The organism is Anaerolineales bacterium, assembly GCA_019637805.1.
Taxonomy (GTDB): Bacteria; Chloroflexota; Anaerolineae; order Anaerolineales; family UBA11579; genus JAMCZK01.
The window spans coordinates 150369-175542 of sequence record JAHBVB010000002.1; the positions used below are offsets into that span (position 1 = coordinate 150369).

Here is a 25174-nt window from a genome sequence, read left to right on the forward strand (position 1 = left end):
GGCTATTTTAGGCCCCTTTTCGGCCGGCAGCCCGCAATTCATCCAGCACGGCTTGCAACTCTGCCGGCAGCGGGGCTTCGAACTGCTGCGGCGTGCGCTTGCCGGGCAGGATGATCTGCAGGCGGGCGGCGTGCAGGAAGTGGCGCTCCAGCGGCAGGCTGGCTTTGCGCCGCCCGTAGACGCGGTCGCCGGCCACCGGGCAGCCGATGAAGGCCAGATGCACGCGGATCTGGTGCGTGCGCCCGGTCAGCAGGTCGACCTCCAGCAGGCTGTGGTCTGGGAAAGTCTCCAGGGTACGGTACTCACTGACCGCTTCGCGGCCTTTGCCGGCCCGCATCACCGCCATGCGCTTGCGCTGCTGCGGGTCACGGCCGATGGGCGCCTCGATGCGGCCGCTGGGGGTGCGCGGCTGGCCGTCGGTCAGGGCCAGGTAGGTCTTGGAAACGCTGCGCTCCTGGAACTGCTTCTGTAGGCTGCGCTGGGCACGTTCGTTCTTGGCCAGGATGATCAGGCCCGAGGTGTCTTTGTCCAGGCGGTGCACCAGGCCGGGGCGCAGTTCGCCGCCCACGCCTTCGATCTCCGGCGCGTGGCCCAGCACGGCATGCACCAGGGTGCCCACGCTGTGCCCGGCGGCGGGGTGCACCACCAGCCCGGCGGGCTTGTTGACGATGATGACTTGCTTGTCTTCGTAAACGATGTCGAGGGGAATGTGCTCAGCGATCAGTTCAGTGGGCTGGGCGGCGGGCACGCTGACCTGCACCAGCTCGCCGCCTTCCAGCGGGTAGCTGCTCTTGCTGACCGGCTGGCCGGCCACGCGCACCTGCCCGGCCTTGATCAGCGCCTGCAGGCGGGCACGCGAGTGCTGCGGCAGGGCTGCCGCCAGGAACTTGTCCAGGCGCTGCGGCTGGTCGGGCGGCGCCTGCAGGTCGTGCAGGGTCTCAGTCACTGGCGAGCTGTTCACTGGCAGCCTTCTCTTTTTGGCTGTCCAGATCGCCGTTCAGCCACAGGCTGAGCAACAGCAGGGCTACGCCGATGCTGATGCTGGCATCGGCCACGTTGAAAATGGGGAAACCACCCACGGCGACGAAGTCGGTCACATAGCCCAGCCGCAGGCGATCGATCAGGTTGCCCAGCGCGCCGGCCAGCTGCAGGCTCATCGCCAGGCGCAATGCCCACTCCTCGCGCGGGATGCGCGGGAAGTAGTACAAGATCATCAGCGCCACCAGCACGGCCAGGATGGCGAAGATGCCGCCGCCTTCCTGGAACATGCCGAAGGCGGCCCCGGTGTTCTTCCAGTGCAGCAGGCGCAGGAAGGGCAGCTGCGGCCAGGGGGTCAGGCTGTCGCCAAAGGCCAGGTGCTCGCGGATCCAGCCTTTGGTCCACTGATCGAGGGCGATGATGCCGCCCGCCACGGCGAACAGGGAGAGGTAGGCGTGCAGCAGCGAGCTGCCTTGGGGGGTAGTGCTGGGAGGGCTTTCGGTCACGATAGGTCCTTTGGCTGGGGTTGGTCGTCTTGCCGGTAGACGCGCGGCACGCGGGTGTTGATGTTGGTGAGGATCTCGTAGGGGATGGTGCCGGCCCACTCGGCCAGGTCCTCGGCGCTGATGCGCTCTGCGCCGTCCTGGCCGATGAGGGTGATGCCGTCGCCGTTGTAGGCTGAGTCGTTCTCAATATTGACCATGAACTGGTCCATGCAGATCGTGCCCACCACCGGGTAGCGCGCCCCGCGCACCAGCACCTGGGCCTGGCCGCTCATCGCCCGGAAATAGCCGTCGCCGTAGCCCACCGGCACGGTGATCACGCGCACCGGGTGGTCGCTCTGCCAGGTAGACCCGTAGCTGACCGGGTGGCCGGCCTGCACCACCTTGAAATACACGGCGCGTGAGGTCCAGGCCAGGGCCGGTTCCACCGCCAGGCTGCGTTGCACCTCTTTGGCGGGGTAGACGCCGTACAGCAGGATGCCGGGCCGCACCAGGTCCAGATGGGCTTCGGGCAGCTGCAAAATGGCCCCGGAATTGGCCATGTGGCGCAGAGGCGTGGGCAGGCTGCGCTTTTCATAGAAGTGCAGCACTTCGGCAAAGCGCTCCAGCTGCAAACGGGCGGAACTGAGGTCGGCGGCGTCGGCGTTGGCGAAGTGCGAGAAGATGCCTTCGACCTCGAGGTGCCGGCACTTCAGGGCGGCTTCCAACAGGCCCTCGGCGTTGTAATAGTGCACGCCGATGCGCTCCATGCCGGTATCGATCTTGAGATGCACTTTGGCTCGGATGCCCTGGGCAGCGGCGGCCTGCTCGACGAACTCCAGTTTTTCGATGGACGAGGCGGTGACGGTCAGGTTGTGCTGCAGGAACAGCGGGGTCTGGCTGCCCAAAATGCCGCCCAGCACCAAAATGGGCATGCTCACGCCGGCCTCGCGCAGCAAAATGCCCTCTTCCAGGTAAGCCACGCCCAGCATTTTGGCGCCGATGGCCTGCATGTGCTGGCCGACACGCACCAGGCCGTGCCCGTAGGCGTTGGCTTTAAGGATCGGCATGACCTGCGCCGCGCCCACGTGGCGTTGGATGGCCTGCAGGTTGCGCGTCAAAGCCTCCAGGTCCACCTGGACCTGGGTGGGGCGCAACGTGAAACGGGTGCTGATCGTGGGGTGGTTGCTGGCCTGCATGCCAGCCCATTCTATCCCAGCAGGCGGCGGGCCAGCGCCAGGGCGGCGGCCCGATCGGCCAGCTCGCCGGCCGCCTGGGCTTCGCGCAGCGCCTCCAACAGGCGGCCGATCTCGGGGCCGGGCGCTAAAGCCAGTTCGGCCATCAGCTCGGCGCCATTCAGCAGCGGGGCCGGGGCCACCACCTCGGCCTGCTGCTCGTAATAGGCGGCCAGCAAGGCCCGCAGCGTCTCCAGGTGGGCGCTCAGCTCGGCCTGCGGCAGGTGGGCGTGGTACTTGCCCATAAAGTCGGCGGCGGAGAGCAGGCAGATGTCCACGCCGGCCTCGCCCACTTCTCGAAAGAAGCGGTAGATCGCCCGGCGGGTGGGCGCCTGGCCGGTGAGGGTCAGCGCGTAAGGGCGCATATGCTCGGCCACCACGGTGTGCAGGTAGCTGCGCTCGCTGTTGCTCAGGTGCAGGGCGGCGGCGCGGGCGGCGATGGCTTCAGCCGAGAGGGCTTCATGGCCGAGGAAGCGAATGCGCCCATCGGCCTGCTGGCTGCGCGCCGCCGGCTTGCCGCTGTCGTGGTACAGCGCCGCCAGGGACAGCAGGCTGCGCCGGCCCCGGCCGGGCGAAAGCTGGCTGCCCAGCAGTTGGCTGATCTGCGTGCGGAAGCGCCCCAGGTGCAGCACCACCAGGCCGCCATACAGATCGCCGGCCCCTTCGGCTGGGTAGTGCTCGTCCAGCAGGCCAAAGATCTGCTCCAGCCGGTCCAGGGTGCGCAAGCTGTGCTCCCACACGTCAAAGACGTGCGGCGGGGACTGCTCCACGCCCTGCATGGCGGGCAGTTCCGGCAAGACGGGAGCCAGCGCGCCCAGCCGGTCCAGGGCGCGCAGCGAGGTGGCCAGCTTGGGCGTCTCCAGCAGGCGGAACAGCTCGTCGCGCAGGCGCTCGGCGGACACCCCCGCCAGCCCCGGCGCCGCGGCGCGCATCTGCGCCCGGGTCTCGGCGTCGACCTGCATGCCCAACTGGGCCGCCAGGCGCAGGGTGCGCAGCACGCGCACCGGGTCGCTGGGCAGCGAACCAGGCCCGCAGGCGCGCAGGCGTTTGGCGGCCAGGTCGGCGGCGCCGTTCAGCGGGTCGATCAATTGGTCGGGTTGGTGGAGGTCCAACGCCATGGCGTTGATGGTCAGGTCGCGGCCCGCCAGGTCGGCGGCCAGGCTCTCGCCCTGCTGGGCGATGAAATCCAGCACCACGCGCTCGCCGTCCGCCTGCAGCAGCACCCGGCCGGCGTCGCGGGTCTCGTCCAGCACGAAGAAGTCGGCCTTAAGCGCCCCGGCCACCTGGCGGCCGGTACGGATCGCCCCGGCCGGCAGCACGAAGTCAAAGTCGTGGGGCGGGCGGCCCAGCAGCAGGTCGCGCAGCGCCCCGCCCACCAGGTAGGCGGGCTGGCCGGCGGGCAGCGCCGCCTGTACCCGGCTCAGCAGCGGCGGGAGTTGAAAAAGCATGAGGAGATTCTACCTGAGGGACTTAAAGTTACTTCGGTGGCTGGTACTTGTCCAGATCGACCACGCCGATGAAGGGCAGGTTGCGGTAGTACTCGTCCAGGTCCAGGCCGTAGCCGAAGACGAACTTGCTCTCGATGATGAAGCCGGTGTAGTCGATCGGCACCGGCGTTTGGCGGGCGGCGGGCTTGTCCAGCAGCGTGCAGACCTTCAGGCTGGCCGGCCCGCGTGACTGCAGCAGCTTGAGCACCGAGGCGATGGTGTTGCCGCTGTCCACGATGTCTTCGACCAGCAGCACATGCCGCTTGGCGATGTCGATGCTCAGGTCCATATTGATGCGCACCTGGCCGCTGGTTTGGCGCGCCCCGGCCCCATAGGAGGAGACAGCCATGAAGTCAATCGAGTGCGGGGTCTCGATGGCGCGGATCAGGTCAGTCAGGAACATGACCCCGCCGCGCAGGATGCAGATCAGCAGCAGGTCCTGCCCGGTGTAATCGCGGCTGATCTGGGCGCCCAGCTCGCCGATCCGTTTCTGCAAGGCATCCTCAGGGATGAGGATTTCGGCGAGGAGGTCTTGGTAGGGCGGGGGCAGCGGCATGCTAGTTGGGGACTTGGTGATGGCTTCGGCAGCGGGCTTCGTACATCTCGTCGGCGCCTACGATGACCACCGGGTCGTTGTAGTTGGCCGGCTGGCCGTTGACCAGGCGCTGGGTGCGGGCGGCGTCGGCGCCGCAGACCATGCAGATGGCGTGCAGCTTGTGCACCTCTTCAGCCTGGGCGATCAGCAGCGGCATGGAGCCGAAGGGCTCGCCGCGAAAGTCGGTGTCCAGCCCGGCCACGATCACGCGCAGGCCGTTGTCCGCCAGCCAGTTGACCACCAGCACGATCTCGGGGTCGAGGAACTGCGCTTCGTCCACCGCCACCACGGTCGTGGCGGCCTCCAGCAGGGTGCGGATGTCGGCAGCCGTCTCGATCGGCGTGGCGTCGAATTCGCTGCCGGCGTGCGAAGTGACTTTTTCTTCGGCGTAGCGGTTGTCGATCTTGGGTTTGAAGACTTGGATGTGTTGGCGGGCGATCTTTGCCCGGCGCAGCCGGCGGATCAGTTCATCTGTCTTGCCGCAGAACATGGAGCCGGTGATTACTTCTACAGAGCCTTTGCGTGGGTCCATTGGGCGTAGTGTACTTGAAAATAGCTGTTGGCAATTAGCAATTAGCGCTTAGTTTTAGGCAAGCCATAAGCTGTAAGCAACTTGGGCAAGGCCCCACCAGTTCGCAAAAACAAAAAAAAGAGCGTGCCATTGGCACGCTCTTTGCTTCTCGTTTCGGGTTACTCCGCCGCTTCGGCTTCGGCCGGGGCGGCCTCGGGCAGGTCGTAGCCCAGGCGGCGCAAGGCCTTTTTGGTGTCGGCCAGGGCTTTGGCGCCCACGCCGTCAATGTCCAGCACGGCTTGGTCGCCCTGCGCCAGAAGCTCGATGAATTGCCCGGCATTCTCGATGCCGGCCTTCTTGTAGGCGTCCAGGGTGCGCTTGCTCAGGTCCAGCTCGGCCAGCGTGCGGTCCGGGGAGGTCTGGGCGGCCGACTTGGCGTCCAGCTCTTCCTTGTGCTTGTTGCGCACTTCCAGACGCTTGTAGAAGCGGTCTACCTGGCCCTCGGTGTCCACGATGCGCTGCACGCCGGTGTAGAAGGGGTGGCAGGCAGAGCAGATGTCCACGCGCAGCTCCTGCTTGGTGGAGCCGGTGGTCCAGCTGTTGCCGCAGGCGCAAGTTACCTTGGCGTCGGCGAAATATTTGGGGTGAATAGCTTCCTTCATCGTCAATCCTTGGCCGGGCTAGGCGCCCGGCTCCACGCTGACGCGCTTGCGGCCTTTGGGGGTCGTGTCGTACACCACCTGGCCGTCCATCGTCGCGAAGATCGTATAGTCCTTGCCCAGGCCCACGTTGCGGCCGGGGTGGATCTTGGTGCCGCGCTGGCGCACGAGGATGTTGCCGGAGCGCACTTGCTCGCCCGCATACACCTTGACGCCCAAGCGCTTGGATTTGCTGTCTCGTCCGTTGCGGCTGGAACCGCCGCCTTTTTTATGTGCCATGTCTTCCTCTTTTAGCCCTTGGCTCTAGCTCTCGGCCGCGGTTTCTTTGGCCGCAGCGGCCTTCTTGGCGCCGCTCTTCACGTCGATCTTGTCGATCATCAGCCGGGTGAAGTGCTGGCGGTGGCCGGTCTTCACCCGGTAGCGGATCTTCGGCTTGTACTTGAAGACGGTGATCTTGGGGCCTTTGTCCTGCGCCACCACGGTGGCACTGACCTTAGCTCCGGCGATGTGGGGCGTGCCAACCGAGACGTTCTCCCCGTCAGAGACGAGCAGAACCAGGTCCAGTTCAACTTTCTTGCCCACTTCCACATCCAGGCGGCCGACTTCAATGGCCTGGCCTTCGACGGCCTTGTACTGCTTGCCGCCGCTTTCAACAATCGCGTATCGCATTAGTTTCTTCTCCTAGAACCCGGTCCACTCTGGTGGCCAGGTGAACTACGCAAAACCGCCCCAGCAGCTCGCCGGGGCAAGGCGGATGAGATTATAAGGCCATGGCGGGCGAATGTCAACGGGGCTAGCAGCTATTAGCCAATAGCTATTAGCTACCACCCCTCAATGTAATTTGACCATTCCTGATTGGCTTTCAGGTAGCGGCTGAAAATGTATTCCGCCGTGGCGGCCGGGGTGCTCGGTTTGCTCAGCAGGGCCATGTTGGCCTGCTCCACCGTGCGGCCGCCCTTGCTGTGGTTGCAGGCCCGGCAGGCGGTGACCAGGTTCTGCCAGCTGTGCCGGCCGCCCAGGCGGCGCGGGATGATGTGGTCCAGGGTCAGGTCGTCGCTGTGGCTGCCGCAATACTGGCAGGTGTAGTTGTCGCGGCGGAAGATCTCTTGTTTATTGAGCTTTACTTGAGGGCGGGGGCGCTTGACCATGCGGTCCAGGCGAATGATGGAGGGGGCGGGGAATTGGCTGCGAGCCGTGTGGACCTCGCCGCGTCCGTTGACCAGCATTGATGCCTTCTCGGCAAAAATCAGGCCCATGGCCCGCCGGATGGTACAGACGTTTAGGGGCTCGAAATTGGCGTTGAGGACAAGTACAGGTTCCTTAAGGTTGCTTTGCATGTCTGCCGAACTTGAGCGATTTTATACAATAGGCGGGATTATAGCATAGCGGCTCCCATGCTATAATCCTGGCGATGCAGACAGACTGCCGCCCCGCCTATTACCCGCAGACCCGCTGACTGGCGAAGGTCTGCTGCGCTGCGCCCTCGCCTTCGAGGGCGTCTTTGTTTAACTGCTAGGATGCTGAGATGACGATGACGATCGACGAACAAGTAGCCACCCTGATGCAGGGTACCGAGTACGGTGACCCCAAACTGCAGGCCGCCATGCAGACCGAGCTGCGTGAACGCCTGATGCTGGCCGAAAAAGAGGGCCGCAAGCTGCGCGTCTACGCCGGTTTTGACCCGCGCACCACCGATCTGCACCTGGGCCACACCATCCCCATGCGCAAACTGCGCCAGTTTCAGGACCTGGGGCACCATGTCATCTTCCTGATCGGCACCTACACCTCGCTGATCGGCGACCCCTCCGACAAGGACAAGCTGCGCCCGCAGCTGACCGCGCAGGATGTGGAGGCCAATGCGCGCACCTATGCCGAGCAGGCTTTCCGCGTGCTGGACAAGGACAAGACCGAAGTTCGCTACAACGCCGAGTGGCTGAGCAAGGTGGACTTTGCCCAGCTGATCACCTTCGCCTCCAACTTCACCGTGCAGCAGTTCCTCACCCGCGAGAATTTCCGTGAGCGCTGGGATAAGAATGATCCGATCTACCTGCACGAGACCTTTTACTCCATCATGCAGGCCTACGACGCCTACATGCTGGAGGCCGACGTGCAGGTGGGCGGCACCGACCAGTTGTTCAACATCCTCACCGCCGGACGCAAGCTGATGAGCGCGCTGGGCGCCAAGCCCAACATCGGCGTGATCATGGACATCCTGCCCGGCACCGACGGCGAGATCAAGATGAGCAAGTCGCTGGGCAACCACATCCCGCTCAACACCGACGCCAACGACATGTACGGCAAAGTCATGAGCGTGCCGGATAAGGCCATGGGCCTCTACATGCGTTTGGTGACGCGCTGGACGGCGAGCGAAATTGCCGCCAAAGAGCAGGCATTGGCGGATGGCAGCCTGCACCCGCGTGACGCCAAGGCGGCCATCGCCGCCGAGATCACCGGGATCTTCTACGGCGTCGAAGCCGCCCAGGCGGCGGCTGAGAACTTCACGCGCGTCTTCCAGCAGGGCAGTACGCCCGAAGAAATGCCGGAATACCCGCTGGCCGCCGGCCAAAGCGTGCTGGACGTGCTGCTGGCCGCCGGGCTGGCCGCCAGCAAGAGCGAGGCACGCCGCCTGATTGAGCAAAAGGGGGTCAAGCTGGATGGAGAAGTCTTGGCGGATGCCGGCCAGCCGTTCCCGGGGGCCGGCGTGCTGCAGGTGGGCAAGCGCCGCTTCGTAAAAGTCGTGGCTTAGTCGCCGGCCAGCAAGGCCCGCGCCATATCCTGGGCCAGGCTGGGGTGGGCGCCTTCCAGCAGCACCACCACACAGCGGTTGGATTGGCCCTGTACGGCCAGGTCGCCTGCCAGGTGCCAGGTGTAGCCCCGGCCTTGCGCGTCAAAGGCCCGGGCGCTCAGTTCCCAGATCCCCAAAGGGTTGTTGCCCAGTTGCTGGGCCATGCTGGCCGCAAAGGCACTGGGCAGTGCGTTCAAGGTTGCCAGCTCGCTCTCCGGCTGCAACCAATGTTCGTCCCCATCCACACGTTCGATCCCCAGAACCATGCGGCTGGCCGGCAGCTCACCGAAGTTGCTGAGCGTGCAGGCCGCCCGGGCCATTTGCAGCGGGCTGAGCAGCAGGCCGTCCTGCCCGGTGGCGGCCGCCCCGGCGCGGCTGAGGCTGGCGGGCATATTTTGCGCGGCGATCTCAAAGGGGATGCTCGGCGCGCTGTAGAAGCCCAGGTTGCTGAACAAGCTGAGCAGCGCATCGCCGCCCAGCCCCAGGCCCAGTTGGGCCAGGGCGCCCGGGCAGCCGGCGGCCACCAACTCCGGCCACGACTGCATGTTCTGTGGCTGGCGGTTGCAGCCGAAATAGCGTTCGTTGACCCAGAACCCCAGATCATCCGGCAACTCCGGCGAAGCCCCTGCGGCGCGGGAGGCGGCCAGCAGGAACGGCCCCAGAGCATTGCCCGGCGGATAGGCCACCTGCACCGCCTTGTTGGCCAGCGAGCCGTCTTGCGTGGCGCTCAGTTTGGCCCAGTCCTGGTCCAGCGTGCGCGGGTCGTAGGCGGGGGCAGAGGCCATGGCGATGACTTCGCCGCTGGCCGCATCCAGCAGCACCATCGCGCCGGACTGGCCGGCCAGCAGGCTGGCGGCCTGCTGGCTCAGCGCCGCATCCAGGCTGAGGCGCACGTCCAGCCCGGGCGAGGGCTGCCCGTACAGCACGTGATTGATCCACAAGGAGAGGGCCGGCTGGTAGTGCTCGCCGCGCAGGATCGGGTCCAGGCCGTCTTCCAGGCCAGACTGGCCCAGGTTGGAGTGCGAATAGCCCAGCACATTGCCCAGCGCAGGCACCAGGTATTCACGCTGGTAGCTGCCCGGCGCGCCCTGGGTCTGGCTGAGCACGACGTCGTTGCGGTCCAGCAGCGCGCCGCGCGGCACAAAGCGGTCAGAGCGCGCCCGGCGCACATTGTCCACGCGGGTCAGCAGGTCAGGCCCGCGCGCCAGGGTCCACCAGGCGGTGACAATGGCGGCCAGCGCGAAGCAGGCCAGGATCAGGTTGCCCAGCACCAGGGTGGACTGTGCTTGGCGGGTGGGAGCCGCCCGCCGCGCCCCATCGTCGCTCACCAGGCAGAGCAGCAGCAGGGCAATGAATGAAGCCAGTAGGGACGAGCCGCCGTAGGACACAAAGGGCAGCGTCACACCGGTCAGAGGCAGCATACGGATGTTGCCGCCGATGATCAGCAGGCTTTGGCAGGCCAGGTAGGCCGCCAGGCCGATCGCCAGGTAGCGCTGGTAGGCGTCCCGGGCGTGCAGCGAGATACGCAAAGCGCGCAGGCACAGGAAGGCCACCATTGCCAGCAGGGCCAGCGCGCCCACCAGGCCGGTTTCCTCCACCATCGAGGTGTAAATGAAATCGCTGTGCGAAACCGGCACCACCCCGGGGCTGCCCATGCCCGGCCCGCGGCCGAACAGCCCGCCGGAAGCCACTGCCAGCAAACCCTGCACGATCTGGTAGCCTGTGTTGCTGGGGTCGGCCCAGGGGTTCAGCCAAATATCCACGCGCTGGTGCACCAGGCCGATCAACTCATAGCCGGCCACCAGGGCGATGATCAGCAGGAACAAGCTGGCCAGCAACACCCGCCGTTTGCCGGCCACGGTGTAGATCAGCAGCATATAGATGAAGATAAAGATCCAGGCCGTGCCCAGGTCGCGCTGCACGAAGAGCAGCAGCAGGGCCAGGCCGGTCATCAGCGCCGTGGGGGCCAGCAGCGGCAGCCAGCCGCGCGTCAGCGGCTGCTGGTCGGCCAGGTAGGCCGCCAGATAGATGATCAGCAGCAGTTTGAGGATCTCAGAAGGCTGGAAATAGATTGGCCCAAAACCCAGCCACAGGCGCGGTTCCGGCGCCGAGGGGTTGGTGCCGAAAAAGAAGGTCAGGGCGGTCAGCAGGAAGCCGCCCAGCAGCCAGACGTATTTGTAGCGGCGCAGGTAAGCCAGCAACTGTTTGCGGTAGTGCAGGCCCAGCAGGAACACGCCGCTGCACACTGCGATCCAGATGGTTTGGCGCAGGCCAAAATAAGGCGTCAGCCGCCAGACGGTCATCAGCCCCCAGCCGCTGAGCAGGGCGGCCAGCGGCAGCAGCAGCGGGTCGCGGTTGGGCAGCAGGCGGCGGGTCTGGCGGTCCAGCAGCAGAAAGGCGCCCAGCCACACGCCCAGCCCCAGCCAGTGGCCCAGGCGCAGGCCGGCCAGGTCCACCAGGCCGCGCTCGCGCACCAGGGGCGAGAGGCTGAGCCCCAGCGCGTAAGCGCTGAGGAACAGCGCCGCCAGCCGCAGCAGGCTGGCGGACAGGCTGCTGGGCAGCAGGCGGCGGATGGGGCGCGAAATGTTCACGAGTTGAGGTACTTGTCCAGCAGCAAGCCCAGTTGTTGGCGCTGGCCGGCGCTGATCTTGTCGTGCTCGGTGGCGATGGCGCCCTGCAGGGCGCTGCCGCAGGCGCACTCCTGGCCGGCGTCCAAAGCCGTCGCCAACTGGCGGATGCTCTCCTGCGCCAGGCTGAGGTTGTGTTGCATAGTGCGTGTCACCATCTCCACGCTGACCGGCTCCTTGTGCCACACATCGTAGTCGGTGACATGCGCCATCACGGCATAGCACAGCTCGGCCTCACGCGCCAAAAAGGCCTCCGGCGAAGTGGTCATGCCGATGATGGAGTGGCCCCAGGCGCGGTAACTGTCGGATTCGGCCCGGGTGGAGAAACGCGGCCCCTCGATGGTGATGTAGCTGCCGCCGGCGTGCACCGTGCCGCCCGCCCCTTGGCAGGCGGCCTGCACCTGGCGGCCGAAGGCGTTGCAGAACGGCTCCGCTACGCCCACATGGGCCACAAAGCCCGCTTGGTCAAAGAAACTGCGCGCTCGCTGGCGGGTGAAATCGAAAAGTTGGTCCGGAATGACGATGTCCCCAGGCGCATAGTCCTCGCGCAGCGAGCCGCAGGCGCTAACCGCCAGCACGAAGCGCACGCCCAGCGCTTTGAGGGCATAGATGTTGGCGCGGTAGTTGACCTGGCTGGGCGGAATGGTGTGGCCGATGCCGTGGCGCGCCAGGAAGGCCACCGGCTGCCCGGCCAGTTTCCCCGTGATCAGAGGGGAGCTGGGTTCGCCGAACGGGGTATCGACTTGACGCGACTGCACGTCTTCCAGCCCTGGGATGGAATACAGCCCAGAGCCGCCGATGATCGCCAGAGATGGAATGGGGGTCATTCTTCCTCCCGGGGAGCATTTTCAAAATGAATGGTGAAGCCCACCTGGCCGCAGAAGATCTGGTCCTGGTCCGCCAGCACCACCGGCGCGCTGAGCGGCTCGCCGTTCAGGCGTGTGCCGTTGCGGGAGCCCAGATCCTCCAGCCACCACTGGTCATGGTGGAAGCTGAGCCGGGCATGCTGCGAGGAAACCGTGTCGTCCCCCAGCAGCCATTCGCAGCTGGGGTGGCGGCCAATTGTGATCTCCGGCGCGGTGAAGCGCAGGGCTTCTTCGCCTTCCAGCAGCACGGCCAGCAGGGAGGGGGCGCGCTGCTCGATGGTTTGCTTGGCCTGCTGGCGCAGATCGCGCCACAGGGTGTAAAAGCCCCAGCCGAGGAAGCTGTATAAGGCCGCGGCCATTAACAGGCGCAGCGCCAGCAAAATGTAAGCGCTGAGGTTCTCCATGGACTAAGGCTGGCCGGCTTGCGGGCGGAATTCCTGCGTCTCAGCATGCGGGCCGGCGTCCTGGCCGTAGATCAATGGCACGCCCGCCAGGCTGATCACGTCACCCGCCGAGAGCACGGCGGTCTTGACCTCTGCGTTGTTCACGCGTGAGCCACCAGTGGAACCGAGATCGAAGAAGTGATATTGGCCGGAAATAGCGCGCAGCTGGGCGTGGCGGCGTGAGACCGCCGGATTATCGATCACCAGATGGTTGTCTTTCTTACGGCCGATGTTGACGATCGGCAGACTGAGTTGGAAGATCTCCACCCCGCCGACGATCAGAAAGGCATCCGGCGGCAGCTGCTGGTTGGCAGCTGCGGGCGCCAGCGGGCGCAGCACTTGGGTCTGCGAAAGGCTTTCGCCCAGCCCCGAGGAGCGTACCCGGAACTGCCCGGCGCTCAGCTCCGCTTCGGCGGCGATGTGCAGCACCGGCGGGCAGGCCAACTGAACGCCGGAGCTGTTGGCGGCGGTCAGCAGGCTCTGCTTGAGCTCATCCAGCAGCGCCTGGTTGCCGCGCAGCTCCTGAGCGTGTTCTTCGCTGGCATGAATAGTGTAGATGCCGGGCGCCAGCAGGCTGTCACCTTGGCCAAAGTGCACTTCATGCTGCATCGCCTCGATCAGGTTGGCGGCCAGTTGGCTTTTGGTGTCCTTGGCAGAGAACAATCGTGAAGTGCCTTCTTCTATAAGGCGCTGCAAACGGGCTTCAAAGCGGCTGAGGGAGCTCATCGGAATTATTGTATCTTTTCCTGGCGGGCTGGGCGGGCGTCAGCCTGCAGGATTTATTCAAGATTAATCGCACGGGAACTTATTCGGCAGCCCGTTCGTTATGACTGTATAAGTGATCTATAGGAGGACGCGATGAAACAATTCCTATTCCTGGCCCTAATGGCCGTCTTGTTGTCCGCTTGTGCAGCCTCGACCCCCGAGCTGACGCCCACACCCGACCCGGGCCCGGTCTGCTGCGCACCGCAGCCCTCCGGTGGGGCGGTCTTCGTAGATCAAGCCGAGTTGCTGGTGATGGAGAGCTTCCCGGTACAGATCATGCTCTCGGTCAGCGGCAACTTGCCCACGCCTTGCCACACGCTGCACGCTGACGTGGCCCAGCCGGATGCAGACAAGCGTATTCAGGTGAGCCTGTGGTCCGAAATTGACCCGGCCGTGATGTGCACCCAGGTCTTGCAGCCGTTCGAAGAAAGCATCCGCATCCCGATGGAAGGCGCCGCCGATGGCAGCTATTCTGTATGGCTGAACGGAGAGCTGGTAGGCGAATTCAGTTATCCGGGGTAAGCAGGAGTCATTGCGAGGAGCGCTATACGCCCCGAAGTAGGCACAACCAAAACGTCTTTGCGAGAGCGCTGCTCTGCAGCGCTCTCGCAATCCCCAAGCCAGTTTGCAAGACCAACTCGGGGATTGCTTCGCCCGCTTATAACGGGCTCGCAAAGACGGTCGGTGTAGGTTGTCTGCCCGGCTACTTGTTCAGCCGTTCCTTGAACGCCTGGGTCAGCGCCGGCAGCAGCTCATACAGGTCGCCGACGACGCCGAAGCGGGCCACCTTGAAGATCGGCGCATCAGCGTCTTTGTTTATGGCGACGATGACCTTGCTGGTGCGCATGCCCGCCAGGTGTTGGATGGCGCCGGAGATGCCGGCGGCAATGTACAGGTCCGGCGAGACCACCTTGCCGGTCTGGCCCACCTGGTGGGCGTAGGGCACGTAGCCCGCGTCCACCGCGGCGCGGCTGGCGCCCACTGCGGCGCCCAGCACTTCGGCCAGCTCGGTCAGCAGGGCAAAGCCCTGGTGCGCCAGCCAGATTTCCTTCTCTTTGGCGTCAGTGATCTCGGCTGGCGGCGTCAGGTTGGGGTTGGTAGCCACGCCGCGGCCGCCGGAGATGATTACCCCGGCATCCCCCAGCGAAACCCGGCCATCCCCGGCGGCGTAATCCACCACCTTGGAGGCGATGTCGCCCTCGGCCAGGGCCGCGGCTACGCTGCTCACCGAGCCGCTGCGGCTGCTGTCGGCGGCGGGCTTGCCGAAGGCGCGGGCGCGCAGGGTCAGCAGCTGCGGCGTGGCATTGCATACCACCTTGGCCAGCAGCTTGCCGGCGTAGATCGGGCGGGTGGCCACCAGCTTGCCGTCCTGCAGGTTAATGGCGGTCACATCCGGCAGCACGCCGCTTTCCAGGTCGATCGCTAGCATGCCAGCCAGTTCACGGCCGCGGGTGGTGGTGGGGAATAGCACGGCCTGCGGGCTGTGCTCTTTGGCCAACTGGGCCAGCAGGCTGGTGTAGGCTTCGGGGCGATAGTCACTGAGGGTCGCGTCGGCGCAGGCCAGGGCCTCGTCGGCGCCGTAGTGGATGGCGGTCTGCGCCAGGGCTTCCGCCTCGGGGCCGAAGACCAGCGCGCTGACGCTGCCGCCGGCCTGGTCGGCCAGTTGGCGGGCGGCGGTCACCACTTCCCAAGAGGCCGGCAGGGCCTGGCCCTTGAATTGGTCAATAAAAACGAAGAACTTGCTCATTACAGCACCCCTTCGCCAATGATCTTGTCCACCAGCTTGGCGGCGATGTCCGCCGGGCTGTCGCCGGTGATGATCTCGTTGCTCACTTCACGGGCGGGCGGGGCGCTGATCTCCAGCGTCTCCACCGTGTTGGCTGGGGCGCTGATGCCCAGGTCGGCCAGCGTCCAACTGGGGATCTGCGCCTGAGCTGCCTTGCGGATGCCCATGAACGAGGGGTAGCGCGGCTCCGCATAGTCTTTGACAATACTGAGGGCGGCGGGCAGGCGGCTCTCCACCACTTGGCGGCCTTCTTCAATGGCGCGCTCGACCTTGATCGTCTTGCCGGCCGGGTCCAGCGCCGGGACGGCGGCCACCAGCGAGAGCGCCGGCCAGCCCAGCACACGGGCGGTCATGGACGGCGTCACACCGGAGTCCCAGTCGATGGCTTGTTTGCCGAACAGCGCCAGATCGGCGCCGTCCTTTTGGGCGGCGGCGGCCAGCGCCCGGGCCACGGCGGCCGTGTCGGCATTGGCCAGGGCCGGGTCAGAGATCAGCACGGCTTGCTGGCAGCCCATCGCCAGGGCGTGCTTGAGCGCCTCTTTGGCGTTTTCGTCGCCCAGGCTGTAGGCGGTCACTTCGCCGCCGTGCTTTTCAGCCAGCAGCAGCGCGGCCTCCACGGCGTACTCATCCCAGGGGTTGATCACCAGGGGCGCATCGCCCCAGTTCACCACACCGTTCTCGACGGTGATCTTGGCCGCCGAGTCCGGCACTTGTTTTACGAACACTGCAATTTTCAAGAAATCCTCCTGTACTTACGACTAGGGAGTCGTGCAAATTAACTCGACCCTACGAGATTGCTTCGCTGCGCTCGCAATGACATCTTGTCATAGCGAGGAGTAAGCCGTTGCAAAGCAACGGCGAGCGACGAAGCAATCTCTGGTCGCAACGGGTTTAGAAATCAACAAGTTCCTTAGCCAAATCTCTCCAGTTTGGGTTCACGCTGTGGATTAAGTCCAGTTTCTTTTGTCTCGAACCTGCTTTTATCTGCTTCTCTCGAAGTATGGCGGCCTCGATATCGTCTGTAACTTCGTAAACACGAGTTTGTCCACGTTATATCTTGCGGTGAAACCATTGCTGCCTTTGCTTTTGTGTTCGAGTACGCGACGCGGCAAATCGTTGGTCACTCCAGTGTACAGCACGGAATGTCGCACATTCGTCATTATGTACTGAGGCCAACTGGTCTTTGCGCATCTATCCCTGTGCTTGCCAGTACTCCGCATCGTAGGCGGGCAGCTCGCAGCGCAGCTCGGCGTCCTGGCGGTAGCCCAGGGCGTAGCCAGCCTGCATGATCTGGTGGATCTCGCTGGTGCCTTCGTAGATCACGCCGCCCTTGGAATTGCGCAGGTAGCGCTCCACGTCGTACTCGTCGCTGAAGCCGTAGGCGCCGTGCACTTGAATGGCCTCGCTGGCCGCCTCGAAGGAGGCGTCGGTGGCGTACCACTTGGCCAGCGAGGTTTCCTTGGTGTTGCGCTGGCCCTGGTTCTTCATCCAGCCCGATTTCAGATACAGCAGACGGGCGGCTTCATAGGACTGCATCATGTAAGCGATCTTTTGCTGCACCAGTTGGAACTGGCCGATCTCTTTACCGAAGGCTTTGCGCTCATGCGCATACTTCACGCTGGCTTCCAAGCTGGCGCGCACTAGGCCGGTGGCCCCCGCCGCTACCGTGTAGCGCCCGTTGTCCAGGCAGGACATGGCGATCTTGAAGCCTTCGCCTTCTTCGCCCAGACGGTTCTCGGCCGGCACGCGCACGTCCTGCATCGAGATCCAGCCGGTGGAGCCGGCCCGCACGCCCATCTTGCCGTGGATGTCACCGGTCTTCACACCGGGTCGGTCCAGCTCGAGGATGAAGGCGCTCAGGCCGTCATGCGGGTCCACATCCGGGTTGGTGCGCATCACCACCAGGGCATGGTGCGCCTTGCTGGCCAGCGAGATCCACATCTTCTCGCCGTTCAGCACGTATTCGTCGCCTTCCCGGCGGGCGGTGCCCTTCATGCCAGCCACATCAGAGCCGGCCCCGGGTTCGGTCAGGCCGAAACAGGCGTACTTCTCGCCTTTGGCCTGCGGCACCAGGAACTTCTGCTTCTGCTCTTCAGTGCCCCACTGCAGCAGGGCCATGCTGTTCAGGCCCATATGCACGGACATCACCACCCGCAGGGTGGTGTCGGCCACTTCCAGCTCTTCGCAGACCAAACCCAGCGAAATGTAGTCGAAGCCCTGTCCACCGTAGCGCACTGGGATGTTGATGCCCAAAATACCCAGTTCGGCCATGCGCGGCAGGATGAACGGGGCCATTTCCTGCTTGCGGTCCCATTCTTTGATCACGGGAATCACCTCTTTATGAGCGAATTCCCGGACCATGTTCTGCACCATGCGGTGCTCTTCAGTGAGTTGAAAATCCATGTGCCCTCTTGGAAAAGGATTGTGATAGAACGCACGGGCATTATACCGCGAGGCCCGGCCCCACCTGAAGCACACCAGCCCCGTATAATTTAGGCGTGCTCCGTTTCCTGAAACGCGTCGTTTTGGTCCTTTTGGTGGCCCTGGCCCTGATCGTGCTGCCCAGTACCTGGCTGCGCGGCTTCACCCCGCATGAAGGTCCGCTGCCCACGCTGACCTACACGCCCACGCCAGATACCCTGGGCGATGCTTACCAGCACGGCCTGGCCCTGGCGGCCCAGCAGCCGTTGGAGGCCCTGCCGCAGCTGGAAGAGGTCATGCTTAGCGAGCACCCGCAGGCGGAGCAAGCCCGCCTGCTGGCCCGTGCCATTCAGGCCGCCCGGCTGGCGGACAACCAGGCCTACCTGTACACAGCCACCGCCCAGGCCTTGGCCGCCCTGGGCCACTGGGACCTGGCCCAGCAAGCCTTGCTGCAAGCCGTGCTGGCCGACCCGGACTACGCTGAGGCCTGGGCCTATCTGGGCGAGGCCCGCTACCAGAACGGGGCGGACCCCTGGGATGCTCTGCAGCGCGCCCTGGAACTCAACCCGCGTTCGGTGGCCGTGCAGCTCTTCCATGCCCTCTACCAGCAGCGCCGGGGCAATTTCAGCCAAGCGGACAGCCATTTTGCTTTTGCCGCCCAGCTGGACCCTGAAAACCCGGCCATCTATGTGCAGTGGGGGCAGGGGGCCATGCTGGCCGGCGACCCGTTGGCTGCCCGCCAGCATTTTGAGCAGGCCGCGGGCCTGACGCCCAACGACCCGCAGGTCTGGCTGGCCCTGGCGCGCTACAGCCTAGACAGCGAGCTGTATGTGGAGCAGCTGGGCCTGCCGGCCGCCATAGAAGCCCACCGCCTGGTAGGCAGCCAGCCGGAAGTGCTGGTGCTGCTGGGCCGCGCCTATATATTGAAGGGCGACCGCGCCGTGGGTTTGCGCTTTCTGCAGCAGGCCGTGCGGGCTGATGCGGGGTACGCGCCCGCCCATCTCTACCTGGGGCTGTTTTATCTAGCAGATGAGGAGATTGCCGCCGCTTTGGCGGCGTTCAATCAGGTCATCGACCTGGCGGCGGGCAGTCCCGAAGCCATTTGGGCCCGGGAGTTGATTTTGCAGTACTCGCAATAATTGAGTTTGCCTTGGCGAAGGATCCCCGCCGCGATGGTTTGATCCTGCGGAATGACACGGCAGCCTGCGCGAAACACTTGATTTCCCGGTCAAATCTCAGCCAGCGACCATACCTGTGCTTTAATCCGGCCGTGGGATCGCCGCAATAAACATGTAATATGTAACAAATACCGCCCCCGCTGATTGTTATTATTACAACTTGACAGAGGAGCCGCCATGACCGAAGCCAACTGCATCTTTTGCAAGATCATTGCCGGGGAATTGCCGGCCGAGATGGTCTATCAGGATGAACAGGTCAGCGCTTTTCGCGACCTCCACCCCAAGGCGCCTATTCACATCCTCATCGTGCCCAACATGCACATCCCCAGCACCAATCAGCTGACCTCGCAGGATGTAACCATTGCCGGTCACCTGCTGGCCGCCGCCCCCAAAATCGCCGAGATTGAGGGCATATTCGAGCGCGGCTACCGCCTGATCGCCAACACCGGCAGCGACGGACGCCAGGAAGTGCCGCATTTGCACATCCATTTTTTGGGCGGGCAGCCCATGCAGCACCCCCTCGGATAGCGCTGCTGGCATTTGTTTCCCTGTAATGGGTGCCAATCGGTATAATTAAAGCCTTATGAGCAAGAAAGCTGAACTCGAAGTAGCGCTGAAAGAGGCCATGAAAGCCAGCGATGTGGTGCGCAAGAACACGCTGCGCATGACCCTGGCGGCCGTCAAAGAAGCCGAAGTGCAAAAGCGCGGCGACTTGGATGATGCCGCCGTATTGGCCATCCTGCAGAAGGAAGTTAAATCCCGCCAGGAGGCGATTAACGAGGCGGGCAAAGCCAACCGGCCGGACCTGGCTGAGGCGGCCCAGGTCGAGATTGCAGTGTTGCAAGACTACCTGCCGCAGGCGATGGACGCCGCAGAGCTTGAAGCGATCGTCACTGCCGCCATTGCGGAAGCAGGGGCGGCCAGCCCTGCCGATATGGGCAGGGTGATGAAACTGGTCCTGCCGCAGCTGCAGGGACGCGCCGACGGCAGCCAGGTCAGCCAGCTGGTGCGCGACAAGCTGCAGTCCTAAGCTTTTCTTATGGCCATCCAAACCAGCCCCCAGCGCGCCCCCCGCTGGTCCACCCGCCGCCTCTACTTTCTGGGCCTTGTCTGGTTGCTGGGTTTGCTGGCTGCCTTATTCATCCTTACCCTCCCTTATACAAATCAGCAAACCTCGCTGACGCTGGAAGCCGGGCAGGTGGCGGTGCAAGACGTGCTGGCGCCTTACACGCTCAGCTACCAGAGCGAAGTGCTCACCGCCCGGCAGCGTGAGGAAAGCGCCAATGCGGTGGCGCCCATCTACGGCGCGCCGGAAGCTACTGTGGCGCGTGACCAGCTGGAGCAGCTGCGCCAGGCGCTCAACTTCATCACCACCGTGCGCCAGGACAATTTCGCTTCGCTGGAACAGCAGATCAATGACCTGGCGGCTTTGCAAAACGTCAACCTGAACCAGGAGACGGCCCAGGCCATTTTGCTGCTCGACGGCGGCGCCTGGCAGAATGTGCAGCAGGAAAGCATCGTGGTGCTGGAGCAGGTCATGCGCAGCAGCATTCGCCAGGGACGCTTGGAGGAAGCTCGCCGCAGCGTGCCGGCCCTGGTGACCCTCTCCATGCCGGAGAGCCAGGCCCAAATTGTGGCCCAGCTGGTCTCCAGCTTTGTGGCCCCCAACAGTTTTTATTCTGAAGTCGCCACTGAAGAAGCGCGCGCCCAGGCGCGCGCCACGGTGCAGCCAGTCACACGCACGTTTCTGAGCAATGAGGTCATTGTGCAGCGCGGCCAGGTGGTCTCCGAGGTCGAGCTGGAGGCCCTGGAACAGTTCGGCCTCATCCAGCCCGAGGCCCGCTGGCAGGATTATGTCGCTGTCGGCGCGCTGACCCTGACCCTGTTTACCCTGGCGGCGCTTTTCGTGCGCTCCCGCCCCGAATTACTGCAAGATGCGCGCAGCCTGGTGCTGGTCACCCTGCTCTTCCTGGCCTTTCTGGCTCTGGCGCGTTTACTGCTCATCGAGCGCACGGTGGCGCCTTACATCTTCCCGGTGGCGGGCTTCGCCTTGCTGGTGGCCAGCCTGTACAGTTCGCAAGCCGCCATGGTCTTCACCCTGGTCCTGAGCGTGCTGATCGCCTACAACCTGCCAAACGGCTTTGACTTGACCCTCTATTATTTCCTCAGCAGCCTGTTCGGCATCCTGCTGCTCAAGCGTGCCAAGCGCATCATGGCTTACTTCTGGGCGGGAGCCGGGGTGGCCCTGGCGGGGGCGGCCGTGCTGTTGGCCTACCGCCTGCCGCTGGCTTCCACAGATGTGGTCGGCATGGTGACCCTGCTGGGGGCCGCCGGGCTGAACGGCTTTGGCGCTGCCAGCCTGACCATCGTGCTGCAGCTCTTGCTAGCGCAGTGGCTGGGGCTTACCACCACCATCCAGTTGATGGAGCTGGCCCGGCCGGACCATCCTTTATTGCAATTCATCTTGCGGAATGCGCCGGGCACCTACCAACACAGCCTGCTCATCGCCAACCTGTCGGAGCAGGCCGCCGAGGCCATCGGCGCCGACCCGGTGCTGACCCGCATCGGCTCGCTGTATCACGACGCCGGCAAGGCCCGCCAGCCGCACTTCTTCATCGAGAACCAGGTGCCGGGCAGCAAGAACCCGCATGATGCGCTCACTCCGCAGGAAAGCGCCAAGGTCATCTTGCAGCATGTGCCGGATGGGTTGCAGCTGGCCGCCAAGCACCACTTGCCCAAGCGCATTCAGGACTTCATCGCTGAGCACCACGGCACCTTGTTGGCGCGCTACCAGTACGCCAAGGCGCTCGAAGCCGCCGGCGGCGACGAGAGCAAAGTGGACGTAAACGAGTTCCGCTACCCAGGCCCCAAGCCGGGCTCGCGCGAGACTGCCCTAGTCATGCTGGCCGACGGCTGCGAAGCGCGCACGCGCTCCGAGCGGCCGGACACGCGTGAAGAGTTGCGCGCCCTGGTGAAGAACGTGATCGACAACCGCCTGGCTCAGGGCCAGCTGGAAAACACCGACCTGACCCTGCAAGACCTGAAGGTCATTGAAGACGTGTTTGTTTCTGGCCTGCGCGGCGTCTATCATCCCCGGCTGGTGTACCCTGAGTTGGACGAGACCACCATTGCGGCATCTGACGCCCAGCCCAGCTTGAAACCCAAGCAATGATCCATTTTTATATCGAGTCAGACTATCACCAGCCGGGCCGTACCGACTTGCTCAATCGAGCTGCTGAGCTGACCCTGCAAGACCAGCAAGCCAATCCGGATTACACCTTTAGCCTGGTGCTGACCGGCGATGAAAAGCTGCACGAACTCAATCTGCAGTTCATGGGCCAGGACAAACCCACAGACGTGCTCTCTTTCCCCTCCGGGGACGCCGAGGAGAGCCTCTACCTGGGCGATGTGATCATCTCCGTGCCGCGCGCCCAGGCCCAGGCCGAACAGCGCGGCCACAGTCTGGAACAGGAGCTGCAGCTGCTGGCTGTGCATGGTTTGCTGCACCTGCTGGGCCATGACCACGCCACGCCGCAAGACAAGGCGCAGATGTGGGCGGCCCAGGGGCGCGTGCTGCAGGCCCTGTACATTCCGCTGGAGATTGTGCACGAAGGTGAAGATGATTGACTTTTTGCGCGGCCGCCTGGCTTCGTTTGGCCCCGCCTTTTCCGGCATGGCCTATGTGCTGCGCACCCAGCCGAATGCCTGGGTGCACGGTTTTGTCACCCTGGCTGTGGTGGTTCTGGGCCTGTGGCTGCGGGTGGGTCTGGGTGACTGGGTACTGCTGGCCGTGGCGGTCGGGTTGGTGTGGGTCGCCGAGTTCTTCAACACCGCTCTGGAGGCGATTGTGGACCTGGCCAGCCCGCAGCAGCACCCGCTGGCCAAGGCCGCCAAAGACGTCAGCGCCGCTGCAGTGGTGCTGGCCGCGCTGACATCCTCTGTGTTGGGTGTGCTGGTGCTGGGGCCGCCGCTGTGGGCGCGGCTGTTTGGTTAGGCCAGCCCTTCCTGCGCCAGGACTTCATCCAGTTGGGCGTTGCTCGGTTCGGTCAGGATCACCTTGCGTTGGCCTTCACCGAATACGATGGTCGGCGTGCTGCGGAAACCGCCGTTGATAAAGACCACAAACCGTTCGGCTTCCGCATCCAGGTCAATATCCACTTCCCGAAAGGGAATATTGCGCTGGCGCAGGTGCTGCATGCTGCGCAGCGAATCTTCGCAGTGACTGTCGCCGTAAAGAGTGAGGAGCATAGACATAGTGGCTATTGTAGCCCGCCCCAGGAATGGCTCACGATCCATAATACAATCCTCGCGCACCTGACCTGAATTCCGCATGAACTCCACGCAATCCTTCCAATTCGGCACGGTTGGCTCGCCGATCAGCAACCCCAAGAAGCCGGGCGGCAGCGCTGGCGCGGCCTTGCACATCGCCGCGCTGGGCCTGGGCGCCTTGGAACTGGGCTGGGTGCAGTCCGTGCGGGTCAGCGAAGCCACCTGCGCCCAGATTAAGGCCGCCGCGCAGCAGGCGGGCATTTCGCTCAGTATCCACGCACCGTATTACATCAACCTAAACGCCAGCCAAGAAGAATGGCCCAAGGCGCGCCAGCGTTTGATGGACGCCGCGCACTACGGTTACCTGGCTGGTGCCCGGGACATCATCTTTCACCCCGGCGGTTACCAGGGGAGATCGCCCGCTGCGGCTCTGGCGCTCTCCATCCCGCGCCTGGCCGCCTGCGTCGAGGCATTGCGCGCCGCCGGCAACCCGGTCACCTTGCGGCCGGAGACGATGGGCAAGGCCGGCCAGCTGGGCAGCTTTGCCGAAGTGCTGGAGCTGGCCCGTGCCGTGCCTGGCGTGCAGCCCTGCCTGGACTTTGCCCATCTGCACGCCCGCACCGGTGATGGCAGCCTGAACAGCTATGCCGAGTGGGTTGCCTTGCTGGAGGCCTACGGCCGCGCCCTGGGCGAACCTGCGCTCAAGACGCTCAGCTGCCACCTCTCGGGCATTGCTTACACGGCCAAGGGCGAAAAGCACCACCTGACCATGGCCGAAACCGACTTCCGTCTGGAAGAGCTGATGCGCGCCCTGCATGACATGCGCTGCGCCGGGCGTATCCTGAGCGAAAGCCCCATCATGGAAGAGGATGCGCTGCTCTTTCAGTGCGTCTGGCGTGAGGTCTCCGGCGAATGAAGGCGCAGCAGGCCTTCGCACAGCTGCAAGGGGACATGCGCGCCTGCCGGGTTTGCCTGCAGGCAGGCTATTACATTGAGCCGACGGCGGTCACGCAAGGCCAGCTCTCCGCCCGCATGATGACGATCGGCCAGGCTCCTGGCGTGACCGAAGTGGAGGCCAAGCGGCCCTTCAATGCGGGCAGCGGCAAGCGCCTGTTCCAGTGGCTGGGCCAGGCGGGCATTGATGAAGATTGGTTCCGCCGCACACAGTACATGACCTCGGTCACCAAATGCTTCCCCGGCAAGGCTCCATCCGGCGGCGGAGACCGCGTACCTTCCCGCGCCGAGCAGGAGTTGTGCCGGCCGTTTCTGGAACGCGAGTTGGCCCTGGTGCAGCCCGAGCTGATCATCCCCATCGGCCGCCTGGCCATCGAGCGGTTCTTTCCCGCCAAGCCGCCGCTGGAAGCCTTGATCGGCAGCCAGCACGAGCTGGACGGCCGCTGGCTGGTGCCGCTGCCGCATCCCTCCGGGGCCAGCCGCTGGCATCAGATCGCCGAGAACCGGGAGCGCATTGAGCAGGCCATCCAACTGATCGCCGCCCACTACCGCCGGCTGTTCCCTGACTTGGCTAAAGCTGCTTGAGGAAACGGGCCACGATCTCTGCCCAGTGAGCCCTGGCTGCTTCGTTGAGTTCCAGGGTTTGCAAGCCCATGTGCTGCACCACCAGCGATGCCGTTCCGTTGGCTTTGGGCTCGCTGATGATCACAAGCGAAGAACCGTCCTTGGCCTTGGCGCGCCAGGTAATGCGCCTCTGCGTGCCACTCACGCGCGGCTCGGCGCCGATCAGGGCTTGCACGGCCGTGTCTTTGGCGGCAAAAGCGGCCCAGTGGTCCATCAGCGCTGGCATGTTCAGCTGGGTAGCCTTGCTGACGCTGGTCTGGAAAGTGCCGTCCGGCCGCTGGCCGGGGATGCGCCGGCCAATGTATTGTTCATAGGCCACCGTGACCGACTGCGCCCACCAGCCGGGATTGTCGATCTTGTCCATCAACACTTCAAGCACTTTGCTGGCGATCTGGTGGTGCGTCAGGCTTTGGGCGTCAATGCTTTCCATGAACTGCAGCCACTCCTGCCAGGTTTGCTGGGTGGCTCGTTCTATCGACTCGATGCGAGAGTTGGCTTTCATGCCTGGC

General features: G+C 64.4%; 30 protein-coding genes. 10 read left to right on the forward strand and 20 right to left on the reverse strand.

The window, feature by feature from the left end; genetic code table 11:
* Positions 1 to 7: 7 nt before the first annotated feature.
* From KF885_06370 to KF885_06415, 10 genes are all read right to left on the reverse strand, one after another.
* Entirely contained in the window at positions 8 to 961 is a 954-nt protein-coding gene (locus KF885_06370) for an RluA family pseudouridine synthase (GenBank protein ID MBX3048778.1), read from the reverse strand.
* Positions 939 to 1484, reverse strand: a complete 546-nt coding sequence (lspA, locus tag KF885_06375; protein ID MBX3048779.1) for a signal peptidase II — start codon at positions 1482 to 1484, stop codon at positions 939 to 941. Before lspA ends, KF885_06370 begins: the two co-directional genes overlap by 23 nt.
* Positions 1481 to 2659, reverse strand: a complete 1179-nt coding sequence (gene alr / locus KF885_06380; GenBank protein ID MBX3048780.1) for an alanine racemase — start codon at positions 2657 to 2659, stop codon at positions 1481 to 1483. Before alr ends, lspA begins: the two co-directional genes overlap by 4 nt.
* 11 nt (positions 2660 to 2670) lie before the next feature.
* A complete protein-coding gene (locus KF885_06385; protein MBX3048781.1) occupies positions 2671 to 4143 on the reverse strand; it encodes an HD domain-containing protein in 1473 nt (490 codons plus the stop codon).
* 28 nt (positions 4144 to 4171) lie between these two features.
* Entirely contained in the window at positions 4172 to 4738 is a 567-nt protein-coding gene (gene hpt / locus KF885_06390; protein ID MBX3048782.1) for a hypoxanthine phosphoribosyltransferase, read from the reverse strand.
* 1 nt (position 4739) lies between these two features.
* Positions 4740 to 5309 (reverse strand): thymidine kinase, encoded by a 570-nt coding sequence (locus KF885_06395; protein MBX3048783.1) that lies wholly within the window; start codon positions 5307 to 5309, stop codon positions 4740 to 4742.
* 158 nt (positions 5310 to 5467) lie between these two features.
* Positions 5468 to 5950: a 50S ribosomal protein L31 gene (rpmE, locus tag KF885_06400; protein ID MBX3048784.1), complete on the reverse strand. Its 483-nt coding sequence runs from the start codon at positions 5948 to 5950 to the stop codon at positions 5468 to 5470.
* Between the two features lie 18 nt (positions 5951 to 5968).
* Entirely contained in the window at positions 5969 to 6226 is a 258-nt protein-coding gene (gene rpmA / locus KF885_06405) for a 50S ribosomal protein L27 (protein MBX3048785.1), read from the reverse strand.
* Between the two features lie 24 nt (positions 6227 to 6250).
* The gene (gene rplU, locus KF885_06410) at positions 6251 to 6616 is read right to left on the reverse strand and encodes a 50S ribosomal protein L21 (GenBank protein ID MBX3048786.1); all 366 of its coding nucleotides are present in this window, start codon (positions 6614 to 6616) and stop codon (positions 6251 to 6253) included.
* 152 nt (positions 6617 to 6768) lie between these two features.
* On the reverse strand, positions 6769 to 7284 hold the full coding sequence (locus KF885_06415; GenBank protein MBX3048787.1) for an HNH endonuclease: 516 nt from the start codon (positions 7282 to 7284) through the stop codon (positions 6769 to 6771).
* 188 nt (positions 7285 to 7472) lie between these two features.
* Between KF885_06415 and KF885_06420 the strand changes: the two genes are divergently transcribed.
* On the forward strand, positions 7473 to 8693 hold the full coding sequence (locus KF885_06420) for a tyrosine--tRNA ligase (protein ID MBX3048788.1): 1221 nt from the start codon (positions 7473 to 7475) through the stop codon (positions 8691 to 8693).
* Here the strand turns inward: KF885_06420 and KF885_06425 are convergent.
* From KF885_06425 to KF885_06440, 4 genes are read right to left on the reverse strand one after another with little or no spacing between them, the layout of a single operon-like run.
* Positions 8690 to 11323 (reverse strand): FtsW/RodA/SpoVE family cell cycle protein, encoded by a 2634-nt coding sequence (locus KF885_06425; protein MBX3048789.1) that lies wholly within the window; start codon positions 11321 to 11323, stop codon positions 8690 to 8692. The two genes, KF885_06420 and KF885_06425, sit on opposite strands and share 4 nt — an antisense overlap.
* Entirely contained in the window at positions 11320 to 12186 is an 867-nt protein-coding gene (gene mtnP / locus KF885_06430; protein MBX3048790.1) for an S-methyl-5'-thioadenosine phosphorylase, read from the reverse strand. The genes KF885_06425 and mtnP overlap by 4 nt, the downstream gene beginning before the upstream one ends.
* Complete coding sequence (locus tag KF885_06435) at positions 12183 to 12629, reverse strand: FHA domain-containing protein (GenBank protein MBX3048791.1); 447 nt, start codon at positions 12627 to 12629, stop codon at positions 12183 to 12185. The genes mtnP and KF885_06435 overlap by 4 nt, the downstream gene beginning before the upstream one ends.
* A 3-nt stretch (positions 12630 to 12632) precedes the next feature.
* The gene (locus KF885_06440) at positions 12633 to 13394 is read right to left on the reverse strand and encodes a DUF3662 domain-containing protein (protein ID MBX3048792.1); all 762 of its coding nucleotides are present in this window, start codon (positions 13392 to 13394) and stop codon (positions 12633 to 12635) included.
* Between the two features lie 132 nt (positions 13395 to 13526).
* Between KF885_06440 and KF885_06445 the strand changes: the two genes are divergently transcribed.
* Entirely contained in the window at positions 13527 to 13955 is a 429-nt protein-coding gene (locus KF885_06445) for a hypothetical protein (GenBank protein MBX3048793.1), read from the forward strand.
* Between the two features lie 181 nt (positions 13956 to 14136).
* Here KF885_06445 and KF885_06450 read toward each other — a convergent pair whose 3' ends face one another.
* From KF885_06450 to KF885_06465, 4 genes are all read right to left on the reverse strand, one after another.
* Positions 14137 to 15180, reverse strand: coding sequence for an electron transfer flavoprotein subunit alpha/FixB family protein (locus tag KF885_06450; GenBank protein MBX3048794.1), 1044 nt, complete (start codon positions 15178 to 15180; stop codon positions 14137 to 14139).
* Positions 15180 to 15944 (reverse strand): electron transfer flavoprotein subunit beta/FixA family protein, encoded by a 765-nt coding sequence (locus tag KF885_06455; protein ID MBX3048795.1) that lies wholly within the window; start codon positions 15942 to 15944, stop codon positions 15180 to 15182. Before KF885_06455 ends, KF885_06450 begins: the two co-directional genes overlap by 1 nt.
* A 255-nt stretch (positions 15945 to 16199) precedes the next feature.
* Complete coding sequence (locus KF885_06460) at positions 16200 to 16370, reverse strand: GIY-YIG nuclease family protein (GenBank protein ID MBX3048796.1); 171 nt, start codon at positions 16368 to 16370, stop codon at positions 16200 to 16202.
* Between the two features lie 40 nt (positions 16371 to 16410).
* Entirely contained in the window at positions 16411 to 17622 is a 1212-nt protein-coding gene (locus tag KF885_06465; GenBank protein MBX3048797.1) for an acyl-CoA dehydrogenase family protein, read from the reverse strand.
* 95 nt (positions 17623 to 17717) lie between these two features.
* Between KF885_06465 and KF885_06470 the strand changes: the two genes are divergently transcribed.
* The 6 genes from KF885_06470 to KF885_06495 all read left to right on the forward strand — a co-directional run bounded on the left by KF885_06470 (position 17718) and on the right by KF885_06495 (position 22812).
* A complete protein-coding gene (locus KF885_06470) occupies positions 17718 to 18779 on the forward strand; it encodes a hypothetical protein (protein ID MBX3048798.1) in 1062 nt (353 codons plus the stop codon).
* Between the two features lie 216 nt (positions 18780 to 18995).
* Positions 18996 to 19346: a histidine triad nucleotide-binding protein gene (locus KF885_06475; GenBank protein ID MBX3048799.1), complete on the forward strand. Its 351-nt coding sequence runs from the start codon at positions 18996 to 18998 to the stop codon at positions 19344 to 19346.
* A 55-nt stretch (positions 19347 to 19401) separates the two neighbouring features.
* Positions 19402 to 19848 carry a GatB/YqeY domain-containing protein gene (locus KF885_06480; GenBank protein MBX3048800.1) on the forward strand — a complete coding sequence of 149 codons (447 nt, stop codon included), beginning with the start codon at positions 19402 to 19404 and terminating at the stop codon, positions 19846 to 19848.
* A 9-nt stretch (positions 19849 to 19857) separates the two neighbouring features.
* Entirely contained in the window at positions 19858 to 21990 is a 2133-nt protein-coding gene (locus KF885_06485; GenBank protein ID MBX3048801.1) for an HDIG domain-containing protein, read from the forward strand.
* Positions 21987 to 22445 carry an rRNA maturation RNase YbeY gene (ybeY, locus tag KF885_06490; protein ID MBX3048802.1) on the forward strand — a complete coding sequence of 153 codons (459 nt, stop codon included), beginning with the start codon at positions 21987 to 21989 and terminating at the stop codon, positions 22443 to 22445. The genes KF885_06485 and ybeY overlap by 4 nt, the downstream gene beginning before the upstream one ends.
* Entirely contained in the window at positions 22438 to 22812 is a 375-nt protein-coding gene (locus KF885_06495; GenBank protein MBX3048803.1) for a diacylglycerol kinase family protein, read from the forward strand. Before ybeY ends, KF885_06495 begins: the two co-directional genes overlap by 8 nt.
* Here the strand turns inward: KF885_06495 and KF885_06500 are convergent.
* Positions 22809 to 23066: a glutaredoxin family protein gene (locus KF885_06500; GenBank protein MBX3048804.1), complete on the reverse strand. Its 258-nt coding sequence runs from the start codon at positions 23064 to 23066 to the stop codon at positions 22809 to 22811. The genes KF885_06495 and KF885_06500 overlap by 4 nt on opposite strands.
* Positions 23067 to 23148: 82 nt before the next feature.
* Here KF885_06500 and KF885_06505 point away from each other — a divergent pair, with 82 nt between their 5' ends.
* Together KF885_06505 and KF885_06510 are read left to right on the forward strand one after the other, a co-directional pair.
* Complete coding sequence (locus KF885_06505; GenBank protein MBX3048805.1) at positions 23149 to 24003, forward strand: TIM barrel protein; 855 nt, start codon at positions 23149 to 23151, stop codon at positions 24001 to 24003.
* The gene (locus tag KF885_06510; GenBank protein MBX3048806.1) at positions 24000 to 24626 is read left to right on the forward strand and encodes a uracil-DNA glycosylase family protein; all 627 of its coding nucleotides are present in this window, start codon (positions 24000 to 24002) and stop codon (positions 24624 to 24626) included. Before KF885_06505 ends, KF885_06510 begins: the two co-directional genes overlap by 4 nt.
* Here the strand turns inward: KF885_06510 and KF885_06515 are convergent.
* Positions 24613 to 25167, reverse strand: coding sequence for a hypothetical protein (locus tag KF885_06515; GenBank protein ID MBX3048807.1), 555 nt, complete (start codon positions 25165 to 25167; stop codon positions 24613 to 24615). The genes KF885_06510 and KF885_06515 overlap by 14 nt on opposite strands.
* Positions 25168 to 25174 lie beyond the last annotated feature (7 nt).

Coding starts and splice junctions, on each gene's coding strand:
- KF885_06450 (MBX3048794.1), bottom strand. CDS start 15,180: ATGAGCAAGTTCTTCGTTTTTATTGACCAATTCAAGGGCCAGGCCCTG.
- ybeY (MBX3048802.1), top strand. CDS start 21,987: ATGATCCATTTTTATATCGAGTCAGACTATCACCAGCCGGGCCGTACC.
- KF885_06435 (MBX3048791.1), bottom strand. CDS start 12,629: ATGGAGAACCTCAGCGCTTACATTTTGCTGGCGCTGCGCCTGTTAATG.
- KF885_06495 (MBX3048803.1), top strand. CDS start 22,438: ATGATTGACTTTTTGCGCGGCCGCCTGGCTTCGTTTGGCCCCGCCTTT.
- alr (MBX3048780.1), bottom strand. CDS start 2,659: ATGCAGGCCAGCAACCACCCCACGATCAGCACCCGTTTCACGTTGCGC.
- KF885_06475 (MBX3048799.1), top strand. CDS start 18,996: ATGACCGAAGCCAACTGCATCTTTTGCAAGATCATTGCCGGGGAATTG.
- KF885_06480 (MBX3048800.1), top strand. CDS start 19,402: ATGAGCAAGAAAGCTGAACTCGAAGTAGCGCTGAAAGAGGCCATGAAA.
- KF885_06395 (MBX3048783.1), bottom strand. CDS start 5,309: ATGGACCCACGCAAAGGCTCTGTAGAAGTAATCACCGGCTCCATGTTC.
- rpmE (MBX3048784.1), bottom strand. CDS start 5,950: ATGAAGGAAGCTATTCACCCCAAATATTTCGCCGACGCCAAGGTAACT.
- KF885_06420 (MBX3048788.1), top strand. CDS start 7,473: ATGACGATGACGATCGACGAACAAGTAGCCACCCTGATGCAGGGTACC.
- KF885_06440 (MBX3048792.1), bottom strand. CDS start 13,394: ATGAGCTCCCTCAGCCGCTTTGAAGCCCGTTTGCAGCGCCTTATAGAA.
- KF885_06445 (MBX3048793.1), top strand. CDS start 13,527: ATGAAACAATTCCTATTCCTGGCCCTAATGGCCGTCTTGTTGTCCGCT.
- mtnP (MBX3048790.1), bottom strand. CDS start 12,186: ATGACCCCCATTCCATCTCTGGCGATCATCGGCGGCTCTGGGCTGTAT.
- rplU (MBX3048786.1), bottom strand. CDS start 6,616: ATGCGATACGCGATTGTTGAAAGCGGCGGCAAGCAGTACAAGGCCGTC.
- KF885_06485 (MBX3048801.1), top strand. CDS start 19,858: ATGGCCATCCAAACCAGCCCCCAGCGCGCCCCCCGCTGGTCCACCCGC.
- KF885_06500 (MBX3048804.1), bottom strand. CDS start 23,066: ATGCTCCTCACTCTTTACGGCGACAGTCACTGCGAAGATTCGCTGCGC.
- KF885_06465 (MBX3048797.1), bottom strand. CDS start 17,622: ATGGATTTTCAACTCACTGAAGAGCACCGCATGGTGCAGAACATGGTC.
- KF885_06415 (MBX3048787.1), bottom strand. CDS start 7,284: ATGCAAAGCAACCTTAAGGAACCTGTACTTGTCCTCAACGCCAATTTC.
- rpmA (MBX3048785.1), bottom strand. CDS start 6,226: ATGGCACATAAAAAAGGCGGCGGTTCCAGCCGCAACGGACGAGACAGC.
- KF885_06385 (MBX3048781.1), bottom strand. CDS start 4,143: ATGCTTTTTCAACTCCCGCCGCTGCTGAGCCGGGTACAGGCGGCGCTG.
- KF885_06515 (MBX3048807.1), bottom strand. CDS start 25,167: ATGAAAGCCAACTCTCGCATCGAGTCGATAGAACGAGCCACCCAGCAA.
- hpt (MBX3048782.1), bottom strand. CDS start 4,738: ATGCCGCTGCCCCCGCCCTACCAAGACCTCCTCGCCGAAATCCTCATC.
- KF885_06505 (MBX3048805.1), top strand. CDS start 23,149: ATGAACTCCACGCAATCCTTCCAATTCGGCACGGTTGGCTCGCCGATC.
- KF885_06510 (MBX3048806.1), top strand. CDS start 24,000: ATGAAGGCGCAGCAGGCCTTCGCACAGCTGCAAGGGGACATGCGCGCC.